This window comes from Calothrix sp. NIES-2098 (genome assembly GCF_963875125.1).
In the GTDB taxonomy this organism is placed as follows: Bacteria; Cyanobacteriota; Cyanobacteriia; order Cyanobacteriales; family Nostocaceae; genus Aulosira.
This window is the reverse complement of record NZ_CAWNKJ010000001.1, coordinates 6,355,304-6,376,397: the sequence shown is the minus strand read 5'-3', so window position 1 is coordinate 6,376,397 and position 21,094 is coordinate 6,355,304. Positions and strand designations below refer to the sequence as shown.

General features: G+C 40.5%; 12 protein-coding genes and 1 tRNA gene. 8 read left to right on the top strand and 5 right to left on the bottom strand.

Annotated features, from left to right (window positions below):
- Nucleotides 1-32: 32 nt before the first annotated feature.
- Together AACU33_RS26715 and AACU33_RS26710 are read left to right on the top strand one after the other, a co-directional pair.
- Nucleotides 33-2,516 carry a sensor domain-containing phosphodiesterase gene (locus AACU33_RS26715; RefSeq protein WP_339376312.1) on the top strand — a complete coding sequence of 828 codons (2,484 nt, stop codon included), beginning with the start codon at nucleotides 33-35 and terminating at the stop codon, nucleotides 2,514-2,516.
- Nucleotides 2,517-2,992: 476 nt separating this feature from the next.
- Complete coding sequence (locus AACU33_RS26710) at nucleotides 2,993-3,175, top strand: chlorophyll a/b-binding protein (RefSeq protein WP_086769141.1); 183 nt, start codon at nucleotides 2,993-2,995, stop codon at nucleotides 3,173-3,175.
- Between the two features lie 264 nt (nucleotides 3,176-3,439).
- On the opposite strand, the gene rpoD is transcribed toward AACU33_RS26710, so the two are convergent.
- Together rpoD and gyrB are read right to left on the bottom strand one after the other, a co-directional pair.
- Nucleotides 3,440-4,618 (bottom strand): RNA polymerase sigma factor RpoD, encoded by a 1,179-nt coding sequence (gene rpoD, locus AACU33_RS26705; protein ID WP_096592375.1) that lies wholly within the window; start codon nucleotides 4,616-4,618, stop codon nucleotides 3,440-3,442.
- A gap of 1,490 nt (nucleotides 4,619-6,108) precedes the next feature.
- Nucleotides 6,109-8,046 (bottom strand): DNA topoisomerase (ATP-hydrolyzing) subunit B, encoded by a 1,938-nt coding sequence (gyrB, locus tag AACU33_RS26700; protein WP_096592372.1) that lies wholly within the window; start codon nucleotides 8,044-8,046, stop codon nucleotides 6,109-6,111.
- 240 nt (nucleotides 8,047-8,286) lie between these two features.
- Here gyrB and miaA point away from each other — a divergent pair, with 240 nt between their 5' ends.
- Nucleotides 8,287-9,183 (top strand): tRNA (adenosine(37)-N6)-dimethylallyltransferase MiaA, encoded by an 897-nt coding sequence (miaA, locus tag AACU33_RS26695; protein ID WP_096592370.1) that lies wholly within the window; start codon nucleotides 8,287-8,289, stop codon nucleotides 9,181-9,183.
- A 61-nt stretch (nucleotides 9,184-9,244) separates the two neighbouring features.
- On the opposite strand, the gene AACU33_RS26690 is transcribed toward miaA, so the two are convergent.
- Nucleotides 9,245-11,095 (bottom strand): adenylate/guanylate cyclase domain-containing protein, encoded by a 1,851-nt coding sequence (locus AACU33_RS26690; protein ID WP_096592367.1) that lies wholly within the window; start codon nucleotides 11,093-11,095, stop codon nucleotides 9,245-9,247.
- Nucleotides 11,096-11,144: 49 nt separating this feature from the next.
- Complete coding sequence (locus AACU33_RS26685) at nucleotides 11,145-11,873, bottom strand: Uma2 family endonuclease (protein ID WP_096592365.1); 729 nt, start codon at nucleotides 11,871-11,873, stop codon at nucleotides 11,145-11,147.
- Between the two features lie 281 nt (nucleotides 11,874-12,154).
- Here AACU33_RS26685 and glcD point away from each other — a divergent pair, with 281 nt between their 5' ends.
- From glcD to AACU33_RS26660, 5 genes are all read left to right on the top strand, one after another.
- Complete coding sequence (glcD, locus tag AACU33_RS26680) at nucleotides 12,155-13,627, top strand: glycolate oxidase subunit GlcD (RefSeq protein ID WP_096592362.1); 1,473 nt, start codon at nucleotides 12,155-12,157, stop codon at nucleotides 13,625-13,627.
- A gap of 325 nt (nucleotides 13,628-13,952) precedes the next feature.
- Nucleotides 13,953-15,197, top strand: coding sequence for a glycoside hydrolase family 10 protein (locus tag AACU33_RS26675; protein WP_096592360.1), 1,245 nt, complete (start codon nucleotides 13,953-13,955; stop codon nucleotides 15,195-15,197).
- Complete coding sequence (locus tag AACU33_RS26670; RefSeq protein ID WP_096592357.1) at nucleotides 15,197-15,766, top strand: hypothetical protein; 570 nt, start codon at nucleotides 15,197-15,199, stop codon at nucleotides 15,764-15,766. The genes AACU33_RS26675 and AACU33_RS26670 overlap by 1 nt, the downstream gene beginning before the upstream one ends.
- A gap of 380 nt (nucleotides 15,767-16,146) precedes the next feature.
- The gene (locus AACU33_RS26665; RefSeq protein ID WP_096592355.1) at nucleotides 16,147-18,399 is read left to right on the top strand and encodes a sensor histidine kinase; all 2,253 of its coding nucleotides are present in this window, start codon (nucleotides 16,147-16,149) and stop codon (nucleotides 18,397-18,399) included.
- Nucleotides 18,400-18,460: 61 nt separating this feature from the next.
- Nucleotides 18,461-18,532, top strand: a tRNA-Lys gene (locus AACU33_RS26660).
- Between the two features lie 157 nt (nucleotides 18,533-18,689).
- Here AACU33_RS26660 and AACU33_RS26655 read toward each other — a convergent pair.
- The gene (locus AACU33_RS26655) at nucleotides 18,690-21,032 is read right to left on the bottom strand and encodes a CHASE2 domain-containing protein (protein WP_339376311.1); all 2,343 of its coding nucleotides are present in this window, start codon (nucleotides 21,030-21,032) and stop codon (nucleotides 18,690-18,692) included.
- Nucleotides 21,033-21,094: the final 62 nt, after the last annotated feature.

Below are 21,094 nucleotides of genomic sequence, written 5' to 3'. Positions count from 1 at the left end.
TTATAAATACACAAAAAAATCAAAATAAAAGTTTGTATACACTAGATAAAAATCAAATTATATCGCGTAAAGATAATAAAAATAAGTTCTCGATCGCTCATAGCCAAGTAAAAGTATTTAATCAAAAGGAAACGCATGAATGTAATGAAGCCACTTACAATTGCACCACTGGCTACTTAGAAGCTATTGTGGCAATAGAACGCTCTCTACTAAGTTTCGATCGCCGTTTCAAATCCTATCAAGAAATTCTGCAAATCCTAGGAAAAACTTGTAAAGTTAGTCATATATATGCATTTGAAAATAATTTGGCTGATAACGGCGGCTTAATTATGAGCCTGCAAGCTGAATGGTATTTTCAAGATATATCGACAAAAATTGACAACCATCCTTGGCAAAATCTATCCTATACAAAATTTCTGCCGCATTGGCTCAGTCTATTAGTACGCGGTGAGATTTTTTTTGAGAAAGTAGCAGAATTTAGCGAAATACAACGCCAAATTTTAGGGTTAGAAGGCATTCACACGCTTTTATTTTTACCAATCATTGCTAAAGGCAATTTCGTAGGATTTATTCGGCTTGATAGCTGTGTAGCAACGCAAAATTGGGACGCAAAAGAAATAGCATTTTTGCAAGCAGTAGCAGGTATGCTTTCACTAGCTCACGAGCATTTATTAGTAGACAAGGCTTTACAAACAGTAATATCACAAACTCAAGATTGTGCTGCCAACTTAGAAAATTTAGTGCAAGAACGCACTGCTGAATTGCATCGAGAAATTGCCGAACGCAAGCGGATACAAACAGAACTAGAAAAATCTTTATCTTTGCAATGTGCAACTTTAGAATCAACAGCCGATGGCATTTTAGTAGTAGATAGCCAAGGTAACATTGCAGGTTTTAATCAAAAGTTTCTTCAGATGTGGCGTATTCCTGAGCAGCTGATAGCATCAGGAAATTACAGAACAGCGCTGAGATTGGCGATGAAACAGCTAGAAGCGCCAAGACAGTATCTTACGACTATTAGAGAATTACATTTGAACCCAGACCTACAAATTTATGATGCGATCGCATTTAAAGATGGAAGAGTATTCGAGCGTTATTCTCAACCGCAAAGTATTGGCGGCAACATTGTTGGTAGAGTGTGGAGCTTTCGGGATGTCACTGCTCACAAATTAGCAGAAGCTAAAATCTGTCATCAAGCTTTGCACGACCTATTAACCAATTTACCAAATCGAGTGCTATTCAATGAGCGACTTTCTCAGGCATTAGCACGGGCACAAAAAAGTGGTAGTAAACTAGCGGTATGTTTTTTGGATCTAGATCGCTTCAAAACCATTAATGACACATTAAGTCATGCGATTGGAGATAAACTATTGCAGAGTGTCGCTCAACGTCTCAGACAATGTCTACGAGATGGCGACACCATTGCTCGCTGGGGCGGTGATGAGTTTACTTTGCTGTTACCGGACATTAAAGATACTAAAGAAGTTACCCAGATTCAAGAGCGTATATTAGCGGCTTTCAAACCAGTATTTAATATAGAAAATTATCAATTACATATTAGTCCTAGTATTGGTATTGCTCTCTATCCCCTACACGGGCAAGATGCCGAAACCCTAATTAAACATGCTGATGCGGCAATATATATTGTCAAGTCTCAAGGACGTAATAACTATCAGTTTTACCACTCAGCAATTAATTCTGACTCTTCTGAATTATTAATCTTAGAAAACAGCTTACACTATGCCTTAGAACGGCAAGAATTTGAAATTTATTACCAGCCACAAGTAAATAGCACTACTGGGGAAATTACGAAAATTGAGGCTTTGTTACGTTGGCGACACTTACAGCTAGGTTTGATACCTCCCGAAAAATTTATACCTCTTGCTGAAGAAACCGGATTAATTTTATCAATTGGTGAATGGGTTTTACAAACTGCCTGTACTCAAAATAAATTTTGGCAAGATACCCTAGGTTTACCAAGACTTTCAGTAGCAGTTAATCTTTCAGCACGACAATTTCAGCAACCAAATTTAGTAAATATAGTGAAGCAGGTATTATCAACAACTCAATTAAATCCTCAATGTTTGGAGCTAGAAATTACTGAAAGCATTGCTATGAAAAACGTTGAATTTACTCAAAAAGTTTTGAGTGAATTATATGAACTAGGCGTCTCTATATCTATAGACGATTTTGGTACAGGATACTGCTCTTTAAGTTATCTCAAAAATTTTCCTATTCACTGCTTAAAAATTGACAGGTCCTTTGTACGCGATCTGTCTGAGGATCGCTATGATGCCGCTATTACAACTGCTATCATTGCCTTAGCTCATGGGCTGAAGCTTGCAGTTGTTGCTGAAGGAGTGGAAACTGAAGAACAGCGCAATTTGTTACAAGTTCTAGATTGCGAACTGATGCAAGGTTATCTTTTCAGTCGTCCTTTATCGACTGAAGACACCACAATACTATTGGGACAGTCAAAATCCTGCCGAGTTAATACTTCTTTTTTATTTGCATAGTCAAAACAGAAAATCTGGCGCTGGCAAGCACAGATCCACTTCACACGCTATTTTAGGCCGAGTCTTGGGCGAATGAAGCATTGAGTCGCGCTCCTAAATATGAGTAGAATAGTTAAAAATTATTATCAATATCTCAAAGAGTCTGAAGCTTTCAATCAATTACCACGGGTGCAAACTGTGCTTTTACACAAAGTTGGCGCTTGATTATCCAGTCCTTCAAGGATGAGGGGGGTAATACTTCTCACTATTCAGAGAAAAGAGTTTGGCTTGAGTATTAGACTATTACGAATTTAAAGCTAAATCTCTTCTTGACTTCTCAAGATAGATATCTTAGGCTGTCTGCGTATCAGTTGCTATTCTTCAAGTCAAGTTTTAGCAACAAAAATACAAACAAGCTTTTGCAATTATGAGAATAGTTGTTATATTAGTTTACATAAGCCAATAACCCTTAGTAAACTCTGTTTGGAGTACCAACCATGACAAATGCAACAAAAGTAGTGACTGCTCCTGTAGTGGAAGATCGTAACGCTTGGCGCTGGGGCTTTACCCCACAAGCAGAAATTTGGAACGGTCGTTTAGCGATGATTGGTTTTTTAGCAGCAGCTTTAATTGAACTGTTCTCTGGTAAAGGCTTTCTACACTTTTGGGGTATTCTCTAATACCAATTTTCAATTTAAGGTTGTTAAGCTATGCCGTGCGATCGCTTCCAGCGTTAACAGTTTTGAACTAAAAGCTTTGACCGAGTGTTTACCTAATTTCAACGAAAACGATCTATCCTTAATTGGTTTGAGTATTAAAATACAAAATTAACTACAAATGAAAAACCTGGGTATGTTTCCATTCCCAGGTTCTTATTTTTTGTAATTTTTTTTGGTTATTAGTCATTAGCTTGAGACAGATGACTAATAACTACTAACTAATGTCTAACGGATATATTCCTTGAGAACACTATTGCGATTGGGATGACGTAACTTGCGGAGTGCTTTCGCTTCAATCTGACGAATCCGTTCGCGAGTCACATTGAAAATCTGGCCAATTTCTTCTAGAGTCTTCATCCGACCATCATCCAAGCCGTAGCGCAATCTCAATACATCTCGTTCGCGAGGGCTAAGACTGTCAAGTACTTTTTCTAGGTCTTCGCGCAACAGATTTTTGGAAACTTGGTCTTCTGGAGTCTCACCATCGGATTCAATAAAATCACCTAAGCGAGAATCTTCTTCTTTACCAATAGGCGTTTCTAAAGAAATTGGCAATTGGGCAGATTTAGCGATAAACCGCAGCTTCTCAATTGTCATTTCCATGCGAGTAGCTATTTCCTCTTCAGTGGGTTTGCGACCCATTTCTTGAGAAAGCAGCTTGGTGGTTTTCTTAATCCGAGAGATGGTTTCGTATAAGTGAACTGGAAGACGAATAGTGCGGGATTGATCTGCGATCGCTCTGGTTATTGCTTGACGAATCCACCATGTAGCGTAGGTAGAAAACTTATAACCTTTTTCATGGTCAAACTTTTCTGCGGCACGAATCAAGCCAAGACTACCTTCCTGAATTAAATCTTGGAAGGACAAGCCACGATTCATATATTTCTTGGCAATTGAAACTACAAGGCGCAGGTTTGATTGCACCATCTTATCTTTTGCTCTGCGACCAATATGCAGTTTATAGCGAAACGATGACAATGGTAATTGTACAGCTTCTGCCCATTCGCTATCTTTAGGATCGCGTTCCAACTGTTCGGAAAGCTTTTCCCTGATTCTCTCTAATTCCAGCAATTCGGCGATTTTTCGCGCCAATTCGATTTCTTCGTCTGCCCGCAACAAACGAATTCGGCCAATTTCTTGCAAGTAAAGGCGAATTGAATCTTCGGTGTAGTGCTTTTTCTTGCTTTGTGCCCGACGACGCGATTTAGCGGCTTTTCCAGACTTTGCGTCGTCCTCATCAGACTGAGGCTCTAAAAACTCATCAATTTCGCCTTCATCGTTAAGCAGTAAGTCCTCATCGACTTCGTCATCGATTAATAGTGGATCTAACTCGAGCTCAGGCTGATTTATCATTTCTAGGTCAGGCTGATAAATGCTTTCGAGTACGTTGTTAGCCTGGTTCATGCCGCGTTCCTCATGCTCCTTGCAGAATCAATTACTCAAGATGTGTTTAATGCTCTTAATTAAGCGAGCTAGTTTTTGATACCGAAAATATTTTTTTGGCTGGGTTGCCTGAGATATTTTCGGAAACTTTGTGTCTCCTTTAGAGGAGTTTTTTACTAAGTGTGGAAATCGCTGTTGTAGCTGACTTACTCACCTTAGTAAAGGCTATGCGTACTTATCGCGCATACAACCTTTAACTGATTTGTCTTAAAAAAGACATAACTTGAGAAAAAAATTTACCACTACAGTTAAATAAACATAACTGTTGGTAGATTTTTTCCGTAAAGACTGTTCCGATTGTAGCCTGTTTCACAGAAATTGCACTCTTTTTGTGTGTTAATCTTGTAGTCTTTCAGGGAGGTAAAGCCACTATTATCAAAAAGAACTTCAATATGGTAGCTATGCCCTTAAATCTTTTCTGAAACTTTTGAGAATTGCAGTGGCATCGCGATCGCATTAAACGGTAAGTACACCTGTTAATGAACTCTTCTAAGTACAATGCACAACATTAATTACTTAGAAACAGCGCATTTTATATTAACTCAAGCGAGAAGCAATAGCGCACGTATTTTTACATTTCCTTTATAAAGTACTCAGTTCGTGAAGCTAAGGCGAGAGTTCTCGCTAGGTAGATACAGCAGATATGCTGATGCTTGTCTTGGGGTATTTCGCATGGTGTACACTCATTACCTAAACTGAGGAGTTGAAGTAAGGTGGAATCAGCCTGATAGCAGAACAATTTAAATTCAACTAATTTGGTCTTATTCACACGTTAGCGCACTGTTGCGATTTCAGCCCTATGAAACTTGACAAACTCTTCCTATTGTATACAACGATATTTTAATCAATTCATAAAGGATTTGACATTAAAGACGAGCAATTATTTGTCTAATGAAGTTAAAGAATATTAGTTAGGGGGTTGGGCAAGTAGTTGAAAATCAGCTTTAAGTAAAATAATTGTAAATTTTAATACTCATATCCAGTAATTTCTTAGCTATATTTTTAACCATTAATCCCCTAGTTACTTAGCTAGCTTGCATAAGTAGATAGGTTTTAGCTTTGCTATTCAAGGATAACAAATACATTGCTAGAAAGTAGACAAAATTTACTGGTATTCATCAACAGTTTTTTCTACTTAACTGTAACTTAAATATCGAGTGAAGTTAACAAACTTGCCAATGCGCGATCGCCTCAACCGAAAGATATATATTGACAGAAAAAATTTGATATGCATCTCAGGGTATAGCTGAATTTTATTATTTTTGTGATTAATGTTTATAAATTTTTTAACAAATTTTTATTATCTAACTGTATTGCTGTTGAGGTAGGTACAATTAGCTGTTTAATAACAGACATGCTAGTACCAGATAGCAATATGGGGCATCAGTCTTCTTGACCCATGCCCCATACCCATATAATGCTACTCCTTCCTAAGTAGAATGAGCTTATTTTTAGATGTCTAGATCTGTCAAGTTGAGTTTAGAACCATAGGTTTCGATAAATTCTCGCCTAGGTGCAACGCGATCGCCCATTAAAATTGTAAAAATGCGATCGGCTTCGGCGGCATCTTCAATTTCAACTTGCTTCATTTTGCGGGTTTCTGGGTTCATGGTAGTATCCCAGAGTTGTTGTGGCATCATTTCACCCAAACCTTTGAAGCGTTGGATATTATAGTTGGCATTGCTAGGAAATGTGGCGATTTTTTGTTGTAATTCGCGATCGCTATAGCAATACTCATGATTGCGTCCCCGTTCTAATTTATAGAGAGGCGGACAAGCAATATAGATGAAACCCTGTTCAATTAAGGCCCGCTGATACCGATAGAAAAATGTTAACAATAGTGTACGGATATGCGCGCCATCTACGTCAGCGTCAGTCATAATCACGATGCGATGATAGCGCAGTTGGGATGCATCGAATTCTTCACCTTTGACACCTAAACCTAGGGCTGTAATTAACGCTTGGACTTCATTATTTTTATAAATTTTGGAGTCGTCAGTTTTCTCAATATTGAGGATTTTACCGCGTAAAGGCAGGATGGCTTGGGTACGGCGATCGCGTCCTTGTTTAGCGCTACCACCTGCTGAATCCCCTTCTACGATGAAGATTTCCGATTCGCCGGGATCGCGTGAACTACAATCAGCCAACTTTCCAGGTAACGGCGATGATTCAAGTACAGATTTGCGTCGTACTAACTCCCGCGCATGACGGGCAGCTTCAGCGGCTTTAAAAGCTTGGATGGCTTTATCTAACACAGAATCAGCAACACCTGGGTGAAATTCTAGGTATTCGGTAAGAACCTCACCAACTAAAGAATCGACTATTCCGCGTACTTCCGTATTACCGAGTTTAGTTTTGGTTTGTCCTTCAAACTCCGGATCGGGGACTTTTACAGAAATAACTGCTGTCAATCCTTCGCGGACGTGTTCGCCGCTGAGATTGGCTTCATTCTCTTTAATTTTGTTACGTTTGCGAGCGATCGCATTTAATGTTCTAGTCAGAACCGCCTTCAAACCTTCTAAGTGCGTACCACCATCAACTGTACGAATATTATTGGCAAACCCTAGGATATTATCTGTATAAGCATCAGTACACCACTGCAAAGCTACTTCTACTTGGACATTGCTGCGTTCTCCCTGCACATAAATAATTTCTTCATGCAAGGGCTGCTTCTCGCGGTTCATGTAAGTCACATACTCTTTGATCCCGCCTTTGTACTCATAGGTTTCTACCTTGGGTGTATCGCTTTTGAGCAGTTCTAGTCGGTTATCAGTAAATGTAATTTTTACACCTGCATTTAGATAAGCCAGTTCCCGTAAGCGACCTGCTAAAGTAATATAATCAAACTCAATACCAGTAGTAAAGATTTGAGTATCTGGCTTGAAGGTGACAGAAGTTCCGGTTCTGGCTTCTTTATAAGGTTTGGCTTGCAGTTCAGTAGCTGGGATACCCCGTTCATAGCGCTGGATATGAACCTTTTTATCCCGCCAAACTGTAACCTCAACAAACTCGGACAGGGCATTAACTACAGAAATCCCAACCCCGTGCAAACCTCCAGAAACTTTGTAGCCGCCGCCGCCAAACTTACCCCCAGCGTGCAACACTGTCAATACAGTTTCTAAAGCCGACTTTCCGGTTTTTGGGTGAATATCAGTAGGAATACCTCGGCCATCATCTGTTACAGTAACAGAGCCATCGGCATTTATATCCACCTCCACATGAGTACAGTAACCAGCCAAAGCCTCATCAACCGAGTTATCCACCACCTCATAAACTAAATGATGGAGTCCCCGCGGGCCAGTGGAACCGATGTACATACCTGGTCGTTTGCGGACGGCTTCCAGACCTTCCAGAACTTGAATCTGATCGGCACTGTAACTGCTCGTCATGAAAATTCTCCTGATGCGTGGGGTTGAAATCGCCAAAGGGCTAAAAAAGTCAAATCACTCCAAAATTCTAACACAAAAGCCTTGCTGGCGTCTGTAGGGCATTTTTGTGGGAAGTTTATACAGGGGCTGCATCCCTGTTGGAATTGGGAGAGCAAAGGGATGAGGAGGACAAGGGAGACAAAGGAGACAAGGGGGAAATAATTAATTGACTGTTGACTATTGACTCTGGACAAATGGCAAATGACTAAATTGGTTGTAATTTGTGGAGCAACGGCGACCGGTAAATCTGGTTTGGCTTTGGCTTTAGCTAGGCAATTGGGTACTGTTATTCTCAGTGCAGACTCTCGCCAAGTTTACCGAGAGTTTGATATTGGTACAGCTAAACCTACATTGGCGGAACAAAAATTAGTGCCGCACTATTTAATAGATATCTGCGCTCCTACAAACACGATGACGGTAGCAGATTACCAAGAACAAGCGCAAGTTTTAATTAGTTCTATTTCTAGTTCTCCTATATTGCTAGTGGGTGGTACAGGTTTATACATACGTTCTATTGTCCAAGGTATGAAGATTCCTAGGGTTGCACCACAATCAGAATTGCGATCGCAACTTGAAGAAATTGGTCAAAATCAACTTTACGCTATGTTGCAACAAGTTGATCCTATTGCGGTACAAAAAATTCATCGCCACGATTCAGTACGTACTTTAAGAGCTTTGGAAGTGTATTATGTTACTGGAATTCCTATTTCAGCACAACAAGGGGAAAACCCTCCAAATTACCCGATTTTGCAAATTGGTTTAGACTGTAACCCCGAACGGCTACGCCTACGCATTCACAAGCGTACCGAGCAGATGATAGCAGACGGATTAGTTGCTGAGGTGGATTATCTGTGTCAGAAATATGGTGCTGATTTATCTTTGTTAAATACTTTAGGATATCAAGAAATCAAGCAATATTTGGCTGGAGAAATTTCTTTAGATGCAGCCAAAGAATTAATAGTTTTACATACACGGCAATTTGCCAAGAGACAACGCACTTGGTTTCGAGCATATCCACAAATTGAGTGGTTTGATGCTAACGAGCCTGATTTATTCGCTAAAGTTTTACAGCGTGTAGAAGAGTTTATTGAGAAATGAAAAATGGCTATCGAAAGGCTGCACGAGGAAGATTACAATACAAATAAATGACTATATAATTCTAACGTTTTATAGATTCATATAGAGCATCTAATCTAGCTTGGATAGCTGGAGGCTTGGCAGTGAAATGAATATAAAAACTGCCATCTTCTACTGGTTTATCGAACACCTTGGCATAAATATCTTCTTGAAGTTCTGGTGGAATATTTGCTACTAAGAATTTCAGCTTGATATTCGTCTGTGCATCTGGTAAAGGAACACCTGCGGCATTTTCACTGCGAATTTTAGCACCCTTAGCTGAAAGTTCAACTATACTTCCTTGATAGATAGTTGTGCTAATATGCTTTTCCTCTAAAAGTGTGTATTGTACTGGGATGATTCCTGGCAGTGGAAAAAATTCCTCTTCTTCTCTAGGTAGAAAAAGATTATAAGCACCGCTGATGCCATAAACTTCGTATATAGTAATTGCTTGTTTTACACCTTTCGGTTGTACCTGTCGGTGTCCGCTGACTTTGACAATTGAACCAGCTGCTTTTAATGTTTCTTCGGAAATCAGAATTTCCCCACCTGTTGTATAAGATTCAATCCGATAAGTTAGGTTTACTTGACTACCAACTATCCCATACTTGCTACGTTTTTCTGAGCCGATATTTCCTAAAATTACCAGTCCGGTATTGATACCAATACCCATATCTAGTTGGGGAAAACCTAAGTTTTTGAGCTTTTCATTAACAGCACTCATTGCTAATTGCATAGCACAAGCACAAGCTACAGCTTTAGCAGCATCGTCTTCTCTTGGTGTAGGCGCACCAAACAGAACTAAAATACCATCACCCATAAATTCATTAATAGAACCGTGATACTGGGTAATCACATCAGCCATGTATTCTAGATAGATGTTGAGGATAGTAATTACTTCTTCGGGTTGCGATCGCTCTGATATAGCTGTGAATCCTCTTAAATCTGATGTCAGAATGGTGATTTTCCGCCTTTCACCACCAAGTTTTAATCCTTCGGGACTTTCTAATAAATTAGCAACGATTTCATCGCTGAGGTAACGTCCAAATACCTGGCGAATTAATGAATTGCGTTTTTCTAAGTCTGTGTTAGCTTGTGCCAAATCAGCAGTGCGTTCTGTCACTCGCACCTCCAATTCCCTAGCAGTTTGACGCAGCCTACCAATAACCAAAGTCAACCCAGCAAGTCCCAATACGGATAATCCACCCAACATTACAGATGCTGTTTGTAGACTTTCATTAGTCTTTTCTGTCAAAATATCTAGAGACTGAGTAATTGCCAAAACTCCTCGCACATCTCCAACTTGCCAGTCGCGTTTTGGACTATTAGGGTCGGTGTCATGACAAGCAACGCAACTAGCTTCCATCCGCACGGATTCTCCATATCGCCATAAGCTACGACCATTTTTTGTCTCCAGACGATAAAAATTTTTCTCCTCCGGATGTTGTCTCAGGTAGGTAAGCGCCTGTTTCTCAAAATCATCTCTGGGGCCACCTTCAGCTTTTCGCCAAGGGTAAGGGTAATCGCTGTACAAACGCACTGACATACCATTCTGTTGTTCAGTGACTTTTTTGCCAAGTTCGATCGCATAAGTTGCTGGCGGAGGAATTGCACCCTCTTTGATTAGGTAGTTGTGAGCAATGGTAATTCCTTGTACTTTTTTAGCGCGATTGGCAGCTGAATCGCTGTAAAGTCTCCAAGCATCAATAATTGACTTGGCTTGCAATTCGGTATTCATGAGTGCTTGTGATTTTATGAGGCTAGCCGAGAGACTAGACATATTTGCTAAAGCTACACCCACGCCAATAGAGAATAACAGCAAAAGAATCAGGACAGTTTGTTTGAAAAGCAGATTCAGGAAAAAGCTCCGCACTCTAGAAATCAAATTATTCATTGCATAATCTCGGTTTTATTTGTTTCCCTGTCATGCCCATAAAAGTTTACTAGAGATTGTCAGGATCTACACCCATAGCTCGAAGTCTTTCTGCTAATAATTGAGCGCGTTGTTCAGCTTTTTCAGCGCGTTGTTTTTCCTGTTCAGCACGTTGTCTTTCCTGTTCAGCACGTTCATCTCCAGTAGCTAAAACAGTAAAATTTTGATAGCACCAGCGTAACCACACATCTTGTCTACCTTCAAACTCACCTTCCCAGAGAGTGACACCTAAACCAACTTGTTCAAGCCAAGTTTCTGAAGTTTCAAAGTAGCGTCTTCCTCTTAGTTCATAAACTCGCAGTACTTCTTCTCCTAACTGCTGGGTAGGATCGTACACGATATAGTAACTGGCTCGCATTTGTTCATAAATATTCAACTTTTTGCCTAATTCATCACCTTCTTTATTAGAGACAATTTCAATTACTACTTCTGGTGGTTTACCAAATTCCCATAACATATAACAGCGATTTTGTTTTTCCCACCAGTTTGTAGGGATTTCAACATCAAAACTCAGAAAGACATCAGGTACAATAGCAGGCTGTTTGTAGGCATGATAAATACCAACATTAGCTGCTGCTAAGAAAGTTTGCTGTTGTTGAGAACTGTAAAGAGAGCCAACCAAAAGGCGTTGTTGTTTTTCAGAGGCAAAATTATCCAAAGGTGTATCGTCTTCAGTAACTAGCTGGTTGGCATCTGGTACGTAGTAATTCTCATCATTGATTAGAAGTTGCTCAACCATGACTTTATTCACTATTTGAGAGCATTATTTATAGCTTAGTTGATTGGGGAAGAGAGGATAAGTAGGCGGATAGCAGTTTTTGCACATTCCATTGCAGAGCAATTACGTTTAGCTAGAATGTCTGAATAGGTTGTGGCAAAATTTACAGAGATTGGCGTGCAGAATAAAGCGACAAATATTAGAGATGCGATCGCACTCTTGTAACTCCTGCCACAATATTCTTTAGTATTAACTATGCATTTGCAGTAAACCTGGGCTGCATCCCAAATAAGAAACCACTTATGCTCACCCAAGATAAACAACAACGTAACTGGAAACCCATCATCAATGCATTTGAAGCTGTCCTAGGTAAAAATGGCGTAGTCCAACGCCGTGAGGAACTGATTACTTATGAATGCGATGGTTTAACAGCCTATCGCCAATGCCCGGCGGTAGTTGTACTACCCAGAACTACAGAACAAGTTGCTGAGGTAGTGAAGTTATGTAACAAATACTCTGTTCCCTTCATTGCACGGGGTTCTGGGACTGGGTTATCTGGAGGTGCTTTGCCTGGGAAAGATTCAGTTTTAATTGTCACCTCCTTAATGCGGCAAATACTCAGCATTGATTTGGACAATCAAAGGGCTGTTGTGCAACCAGGAGTAATTAATAGTTGGGTGACACAAGCAGTAAGTGGTGCTGGATTCTACTATGCACCAGACCCCTCTAGCCAAATTATCTGCTCAATTGGGGGCAATATCGCGGAAAACTCAGGTGGAGTACATTGTCTCAAATATGGTGTAACTACTAACCATGTTTTAGGATTAAAACTCGTACTTCCCGATGGTGAAATTGTCGATGTGGGAGGGCAAATTCCCGAAATGCCTGGTTATGATTTAACAGGTATATTTGTGGGTTCGGAAGGTACTTTGGGTATTGCTACAGAAATAACCCTAAAAATTCTCAAAAGTGCAGAATCAATTTGTGTATTGTTGGCAGATTTTACTAGTGTTGAAGCTGCTGGGGCAACGGTTTCCGATATTATCAGTGCGGGAATTATTCCTGGTGGTATGGAAATGATGGACAACTTCAGCATCAATGCTGTTGAAGATGTTGTGGCAACAAATTGTTATCCCCGCGATGCTACGGCAATTTTGCTGATAGAAATCGACGGTTTGGAAGTAGAAGTTGCAGGTAATAAACAGCGAATAATCGAAATCTGTAAACAGAATGGTGCGCGTAGCGTGACTTCTGCTAGCGATCCAGAGACGCGCTTAAAACTTTGGAAAGGACGCAAAGCTGCTTTTGCTGCTGCTGGACATTTAAGCCCTGATTATTATGTTCAAGATGGTGTAATTCCTCGGACACAATTACCCTATGTGTTGCAAGAAATTGAATTATTAAGCCAAAAATTTGGTTATCGAGTTGCCAATGTATTTCATGCTGGCGATGGCAATCTTCATCCACTAATTCTTTACGATAATTCGGTGCATGGAGCATTAGAAAAAGTGGAAGAATTAGGAGGAGAAATTCTCAAACTTTGTGTGAGAGTAGGCGGTAGCATTTCTGGCGAACATGGTATTGGTGCAGATAAAAAGTGCTATATGCCAGATATGTTTAGCCAAACCGATTTAGAAACTATGCAATGGGTAAGGGAAGTATTTAATCCTCAAGGTTTAGCTAATCCAGGAAAGATATTCCCTACACCACGCACTTGTGGGGAGGCGGCAAATGCAGCAAGTGTCAAGCAATTTGAAGGAGTAGATAGATTTTAATTAATTGTTAGCTGCGAACAGTTTTTTGATTGGAAATAGTAAAAGATTTCACAGCAGTAAATTATTTCAATAAACCACAGAGACATAGATTTTTGTAAGTTTTAGTAAAAAAGCCTGCTAACCCAGGCTTTTTTTGCATATTTTTACTCTTCTATATAGAGGCTATATTTGATAGTCTCGAAAAATGAAGGATTTGCAGTTTTGCTAATGGCATCTTTGGATATCACGAAGAATCAACATATAGCTACACGATCCGGAGCCTTGAAATTTATTTTGTAGTTATATATATTCCTTCTATTCGTTCAAAAGTAAGTCAATCTCACAGATGAATCGGTTTGCCCGCCGTTATTTTTGTTACTGGCTGTGTTTGGAATTAATATTATGCTTAATCGCATTTTCGCTTCCTTCTCACTCAGTTAATTACCAAAAAGCCAGCCATCCAACCACAACAGAAATTCGTGGCGTTTGGCTAACTAATGTTGCTAGTGGCGTATTCTTTGTGCCTTGGGGTATTAACCGCGCTGTCAACCAACTTTCGGCACTCAACTTTAATACGATTTATCCTGTAGTTTGGAATAGAGGGCATACTTTTTACAATAGTGCGGTTGCCAAAAGATTTATTGGTTCTGATACGCAAACTTTACTCAAAGTTATGCATGGTGGAGGTGATGTTTTAGCTAAGTTAATTAAACTTGCTAAACCTAAAGGGTTAAGTATTGTTCCTTGGTTTGAATACGGTTTTATGACACCGCCTAATTCAGAATTAGCCAGGCGATACTCTGATTGGTTGACAATTGGACAAGAAGGTATCAAATCAATTAAAGAAATTCCATTGGAGGAAATCGATACTAGTCATATCAGTAAGCAAGCTTGGCTGAATCCTCTACATCCGCAAGTTCAAGAGTTTATTCAAGAGCTAATTGTGGAAGTTGTTAGCAATTATGATGTGGATGGTATTCAGCTTGACGATCATTTTGGGATGCCAGTACAGTTTGGTTACGATGCTTTTACTGTCGAACTCTATCAGCAAGAACATCAAGGTAAAAGTCCGCCAAAAAACCCTTTTGATCCCGAATGGATGCGTTGGCGAGCCGATAAAATTACCGATTTTATGGCTGCAATCTATCAAGCTGTGAAGGCGATTAAACCTGAGGTGAAAATTTCTCTATCTCCGAATTCTCAAGCTTTTGCTTACAAATACTACTTACAAAATTGGGAAGATTGGGTAAAAAAAGGTTTGGTAGATGAGTTGATTTTGCAGGTATATCGAGATAACAAAAGCAGTTTTATTGCTGAACTGGAAAAACCAGCGGTAGAATTTGCTCGCAGTCAAATACCTGTAGGTGTGGGGATATCAACCGGAACTCTACGCGATTCTGTAGATATTGCTCAAATTAAAGAACAGGTGAAAGTGGTACGCGATCGCAAATTTCCCGGTATTTCATTTTTTTATTGGGAAAGTTTATGGGGTTACATCTCGCCGGAATCACCCCAGCAGCGCCGCCGGGCTTTTCGAGAAATATTTAATACCAAAGCTGCAACACCAATGTTACTACCGAAGAAAATTTGATGCTATTTGCGCCTGCTAAACCTCAATTTAGTTTTACACTGCGGTGGACTTTAGCTACTTTTAGCGGTTTTTTAGTAAGTTTGCTCTTCATTGAAATTGGTGAAAAGCCCGATTTGGGCGTTGTACAAGCTGCGATTGGCGGACTCGCGATCGCTTCTGCTCAAAGTCTCATTCTCAGACAGACAAGCTTCTATGGAAAGTGGGTGTTTTTCACCGTTGTGGGTTGGATAGCGATCGCAGTTATTGGTGTTGGTGTAGTTGGTTGGATTGTACCCACTACTCAATTGCTTCCTATGAGAATCCTCACTGGCGCATTTTACGGCGTCATTGGCGGTTTTGTCATTGGACTCGCTCAATGGTTAGCAATTTACCAGTCAGTTCCTTTAGCTTGGCGCTGGATCTTCATTAGTGCAGTCAGTTGGGCAATTGCCATACCCATCGGTTCTGCTATCGGGATTGTTTTACGCCAACTTACCCAGGTATTTTTAGGCGAAGTCATCGGTTTAGCGATCGCTTGGTTAATCTTTTCAATTCTCACCGGGATGAACGCATATAAATTGCTGAATTGAATTTCTCATTGGTGAAGAGTCAAGAGTCAATAGTCATTTCTCCCCACACTCCCGTCGTCTTGCATTAAAAATTATTACAATTATTGACGATCCTGCTTGAATATACCTACAATACGTGCAAAAATCTTAAGGAATTGTTAACAATCAATCTCAAGTCAGTTTGCGTTAACTTACTCATATATTTTCGCCTTCAATGAGTAAGGCTTGTTAAGCTTACTGTTATGGGCTTTTCGAGATTTCTGATTGTAAATAAAAAAGACACAAACTCAAATAAATAAAGGCTGACATCCTTTGCTTTAGGCGCTAAGGAGCATTCTTACCATAGTAAAAATAAGAGAGAGCGCCTAGATGAGTCAGTAACACCAGACAGGGACTCTCGCATGAATATTAATCAATCCGAATCAAGTGTAGAGCTGAAACCGCTATCACCGCCTTACTTTCTCTTCGGAAAAGATGCAGAAAATAAAAGTAGTAGCGAACAGTTTCTACTCAGTATCTACGATTCTGGGCAGGCATCTATTTTTGTGGTTGACGTTCTCGAAGATGGAGATTTTCGCTATGTAGCGCTTAACCCAACTCACGAACGATGGGTAGGACTGAGATCGGATGAACTCAAAGGTAAAAGACCTGAGGATATTCTCTCACCCACGGATGCGGCTAGGGTAAGACAGCACTATAGTGATTGTGTACGCTTTGGTAAAACAATTTCTTACGAACAATGCTTGCAATTTCAAGGGGTTCCTACTTGGTGGAGTACGACGCTGACACCATTACGGGATGCTAACTCTAGAATTTACCGATTGATTGGCACTAGTAGTAATATTACTCCGGCAAAGCAGCTAGAACGAGGCAGTAAGCTACAACAGCAAAGGGCGCAACTAGTAGAAGCGATCGCGCAAAAAATTGGTCAATCTCAAGATTTAGAAACAATTCTGCAACAGATAGTTAAAGAATTGCGGAATTTATTAGACAGCGATCGCGTTTTAGTTTACCGCTTCTTAGCTAATGGCAACGATCGCATCGTTGCAGAAGCAACTGTGGCTGCTAGCGGTTCGTTGTTAGATAAAAATATTACAGATCCTTGCTTTAGCAGCAAAAATCGCGATCGCTACAAACGAGGCGGAATTCAAGTAATTGAAGACATTTATGCAGCTGGGTTACATCCTTGTCAAATAGATTTTCTCGCCTCATTGCAGGTGAGGGCTAATTTAGTTGTGCCAATTCTCCTACAACAGGAGTTGTGGGGGCTATTGATTGCCCAGCATTGCAGTAAACCCCATCAGTGGCAAGATCCAGAAATTGACTTACTCAAACATCTAGCAACCCAAATCGGAATTGCAGGCCAGCAAGCAGAACTTCAGCAGCAAGTAGAAAAGCTGAAAGCCCAGATGAAATTACAAAAACAACAGCATACAGCTGAGTTAGAAAGAATTCAGGATTTTCAAGCGCTGGGGCGACGCATTACAGAAAACATCCGCGACAATCTAGATGCAAGCCAGGTACTAGAAACAGCGATTCAAGAATTAACACAGTTACTCAAATGCGATCGCTGTCAAATCGAACTTTACAGTGATGATTGCACTCTCGCAACCATTGCTTATGAATACACTACCAGTTCAACTGTCTGTCAGGGATTGAGTAAAACCGTTGCAGATTTCCCGGAAGTTTATCAACAATTATTACAAAAACAACCTCTGCATTCTGTAGAAATTATTCCCGGATGGCAACCACGATTGCGAGTAATTACGCAGATAGCTTATCCCATTTTCGATGCTCAAGGAATTATCGGCAATCTTTGGGCGATCCGCGCCACACAACAACCCTTTGATGAATTGGAGAATGGACTAGTCGCGCAAATCGCTAATGAATGTGCGATCGCAATTCGCAGATCTAGGCTGAATCAAACCATTCAAACCCAGGCTAAACAGTTAGAAACAATCGAACGCCTTAAAAGTGAATTTATCCGCACCTTAGCGCAAGAACTCCGCACGCCTATCACCAGTATTAGTCTTGCAGCCCAAACTCTCGAAAGCGTTCTCACAACTGAGAGACTTTCGGATAGAGACATAGTGGCGCAACTACTACAGATTCTCCATAGTGAGTGTGGACGAGGTAGTAAGTTAATTAAAGACTTGCTGACGCTTACCCAACAAGAAGATCCACACGATCGCCAAACCTTAATCGCCATCGACTTACAAACCTGGCTACCCCCAATTGTTGAGTCTTTTCGTCAAGTTACGGCTTGTCAGCGACAGCAGTTAAAACTAGATATTGCAACGGCACTGCCACCTTTAGAAACAGATATTACAGAATTAGAGCGCATTGTCACAGAACTTTTGAGCCATATCTGTAAATACACACCTGCGGGTAAAACGATCGCAGTATCAGCCCAATTGATAGCAGATATGGTACAGATTAGTTTCCAGAACTCAGGATTAGAAATACCTGTACAGCACCAGACAAGAATTTTTGAACCGTTTTATTACCTCGCCAAAAACAACGCTTGGCAACATAGCGGGACTGGGCTAGAACTGGCATTAGTGCAGAAAATGGTCAAACATTTAGGCGGTTCAATTCAAGTAGAAAGTGTAGCTGGGGAAACCACCTTTATCCTGAAATTCCCGAAAGCTTAAATATATCTCTCATTCTATGCTAGTAAAGCGCCCAGCAATTTGCTATAATCACAATTTGTATGGGTGACTAGCTCAACGGTAGAGCATCGGACTCTTAATCCGCTGGTTCTGAGTTCGAATCTCAGGTCACCCACCTCCTGAAAGTTTTCAACTACCTAAATAGCAATCGCATCACCAACGCCCAAGGCGATCGCACTTTTGGCGATGATGCTTGAGATAAGCGATCGCAGCTTCAACAAGCTAAAACTAAACAGGTCATCGCTCACACTATCCTGATGCTAGAGATACGATCAAATCTTTTTATCAAGCATCGATTTAGTAAATTTGATATGTTGCTGTTGTTTTAATGTTGCTGGGGATGCTAATAGGCTCCCGGTTGTGATAATTAGTACCAAAGCCGACGGAATTAGAGGAACCCAACCAGCTTGAAAAAATAAACCAGCACAGATTCCCACTAAGCAGAGTAGGGTTATACCTTCTACTACCGCTATGAGCCAGAAATTTCGTAACCAAGATCCTAAAACACCTCCCAGCAGTGACCAACCCCAAATCCATAAAAATTCAGCCCAATCTGGCCAGTCCCATATCAAAGGTCTTTTGTCCAAAACTGTACTGATTATCTGGCTTGCTATCTGCGCATGAATCAAAACTGGAGGGGTTCTAGCCGCTTGCTGTGGTGAAACACTATAGGGAGTATATAAACCAGGATGAATACTAGAAGCAGTTGTGCCAATAATTATCAACCTATCTTTAATCTGCTTAGGGCTGACTTGATTAGTAAGAACTTGTGTCAGGGTCACTTCCTGTGCTACCTGAGTAGAGTTACGGTAATTTAACATTATTTGATAACCTTGTGCATCTAACTGTTGGTAGCTACCAAAATTACTTGTCAAGATGGGGAAGATATTTTTACCAACAGAGAAATGATATTTATCAGGAAAATCTAATTCCAGACCTGCTTTTTCAAGGTAACTAATTGCCACTAAAGCAGCAAATGAAAATTGTGTTCTACATTTCTTATCTGTAGATTGAGCAAATAACAAAGCGCGACGTACAAATTGATCGTCTTCGCTGTCAGGAATTAGGTCAGTATAGCCTACATAATCTATAGATAAAGTCGGTGGTGGTGGAATTTCTTGTCTACGTATGCTACTGAATAAGCAAGTACCAATAATGTTGTTATGGCTTGCAAGACCAATAGCAAAATTTTTTTGTCCTGGTCGGTAAAGATTTAGCCCAATGACACGAGGTTGATAAGACTCTAGTTTGTGTAATAGTTTATTAATTGTCTCATCTGACAATGGCCAATTTTCTCTTGCTAGATCCTCCTCAGTAATTGTTACCAGCAGGATACGGTGATCGAGGTTTTCTAATGGGCGCGATCGCAGCATTTGATCATAAACTTTTAACTCCCAAGACTGTAATACTTTGAAATGGCGTACTCCCAGAGCCAAAAGTGTTACCACTAAACTTGTAACCAGCACTCTTTGAACTTTCAAAGCTTTCATGGGAACTGGCAAATATTCTTTTAGCCACCTATGATCAAATACTTTCTTATAGATCAGATTGCGTACATACAATCTAGTATTCTCACAACGCACAATTCCTGAAAGCTTTAAGTGCGACTTGAACAATGATTGTTCTTCATCTAGAACAGTACATTTTCCACGTATGATCTCGCGGTAGGTAGTTAAGACACCAAAAAGATCAGGTGCCCGTTTGGTAAGCATATCGCGCACAAATTGTAAGTTATTATCTTGTTGACTCATCACGCCGAAGAAAGTGTTACTCACTATTCGATCTACATCTTTCTCCGTTATCTTCATATGCAAAAATTTAGATAACTCCTTTGTGTTATCTGTCTCTCTATTTACCTCTTCTAATAAAGCACCACACAAACGCTGCGTTAAATACGGATGGCCCCCTGTCCACTTCAGTACCCATTGCAGCACTTGCTTTGCTTCTTCAGTAGGCAAACCTAATCCATCGGCTAGAGGTAAGGCTTCCTTAAAGGTAAAATCAGTCAAATCTACACGCTGGCCAATATTAAACGGTGTGCGCTTTGCATCGCGGATTAAATCGCCAGGAGTTGCCACGCCAATCAAGACACTTGTGAGACGCTGAAATTCAGGATTGATGGCACGGGCAATGTACAGATAGCGAATTGCTGTGTAGAAATCATCTGTAAAATCTAGGCTGAGGGTAGTATCAATCTCATCCACAAACATCACCACTCGTTCCTGAACTTCAGCCAGTAACACCTTCTCAAAAAACAGCGTTAGCCGTTGGGTAACACCAAGATAACTGTATGCCTGCCACCACTGCACTACATTAGTATCCAACATCAGTTGGTCTTCCATAATTGTCAGCAAACCCAAATACCAGGCTTCCGCACTTACTTGAGTACCAATCTGAGTCAGATCAATCATTACTGTTTGAATGCCTTCATCATTCAATCGTTCAGCAGTCCGCACCATCAAGCTAGACTTGCCCATCTGGCGGGGCGTCAAAACATAAGCAAAAGTGGCTGACCTGCATAAACTGAGCAATTCCTCATCGGCTTGGCGGGGAATGTAAATCCCACCACCAGCCTGCACGGTTCCACCGACTGTGTAAATGGTTGGGTTAGACATGATGATTCCTCCGTTCTTTCCCCACCAAACCGCCCGCAGGCTGGAAGCCTGGGGCTAATAAT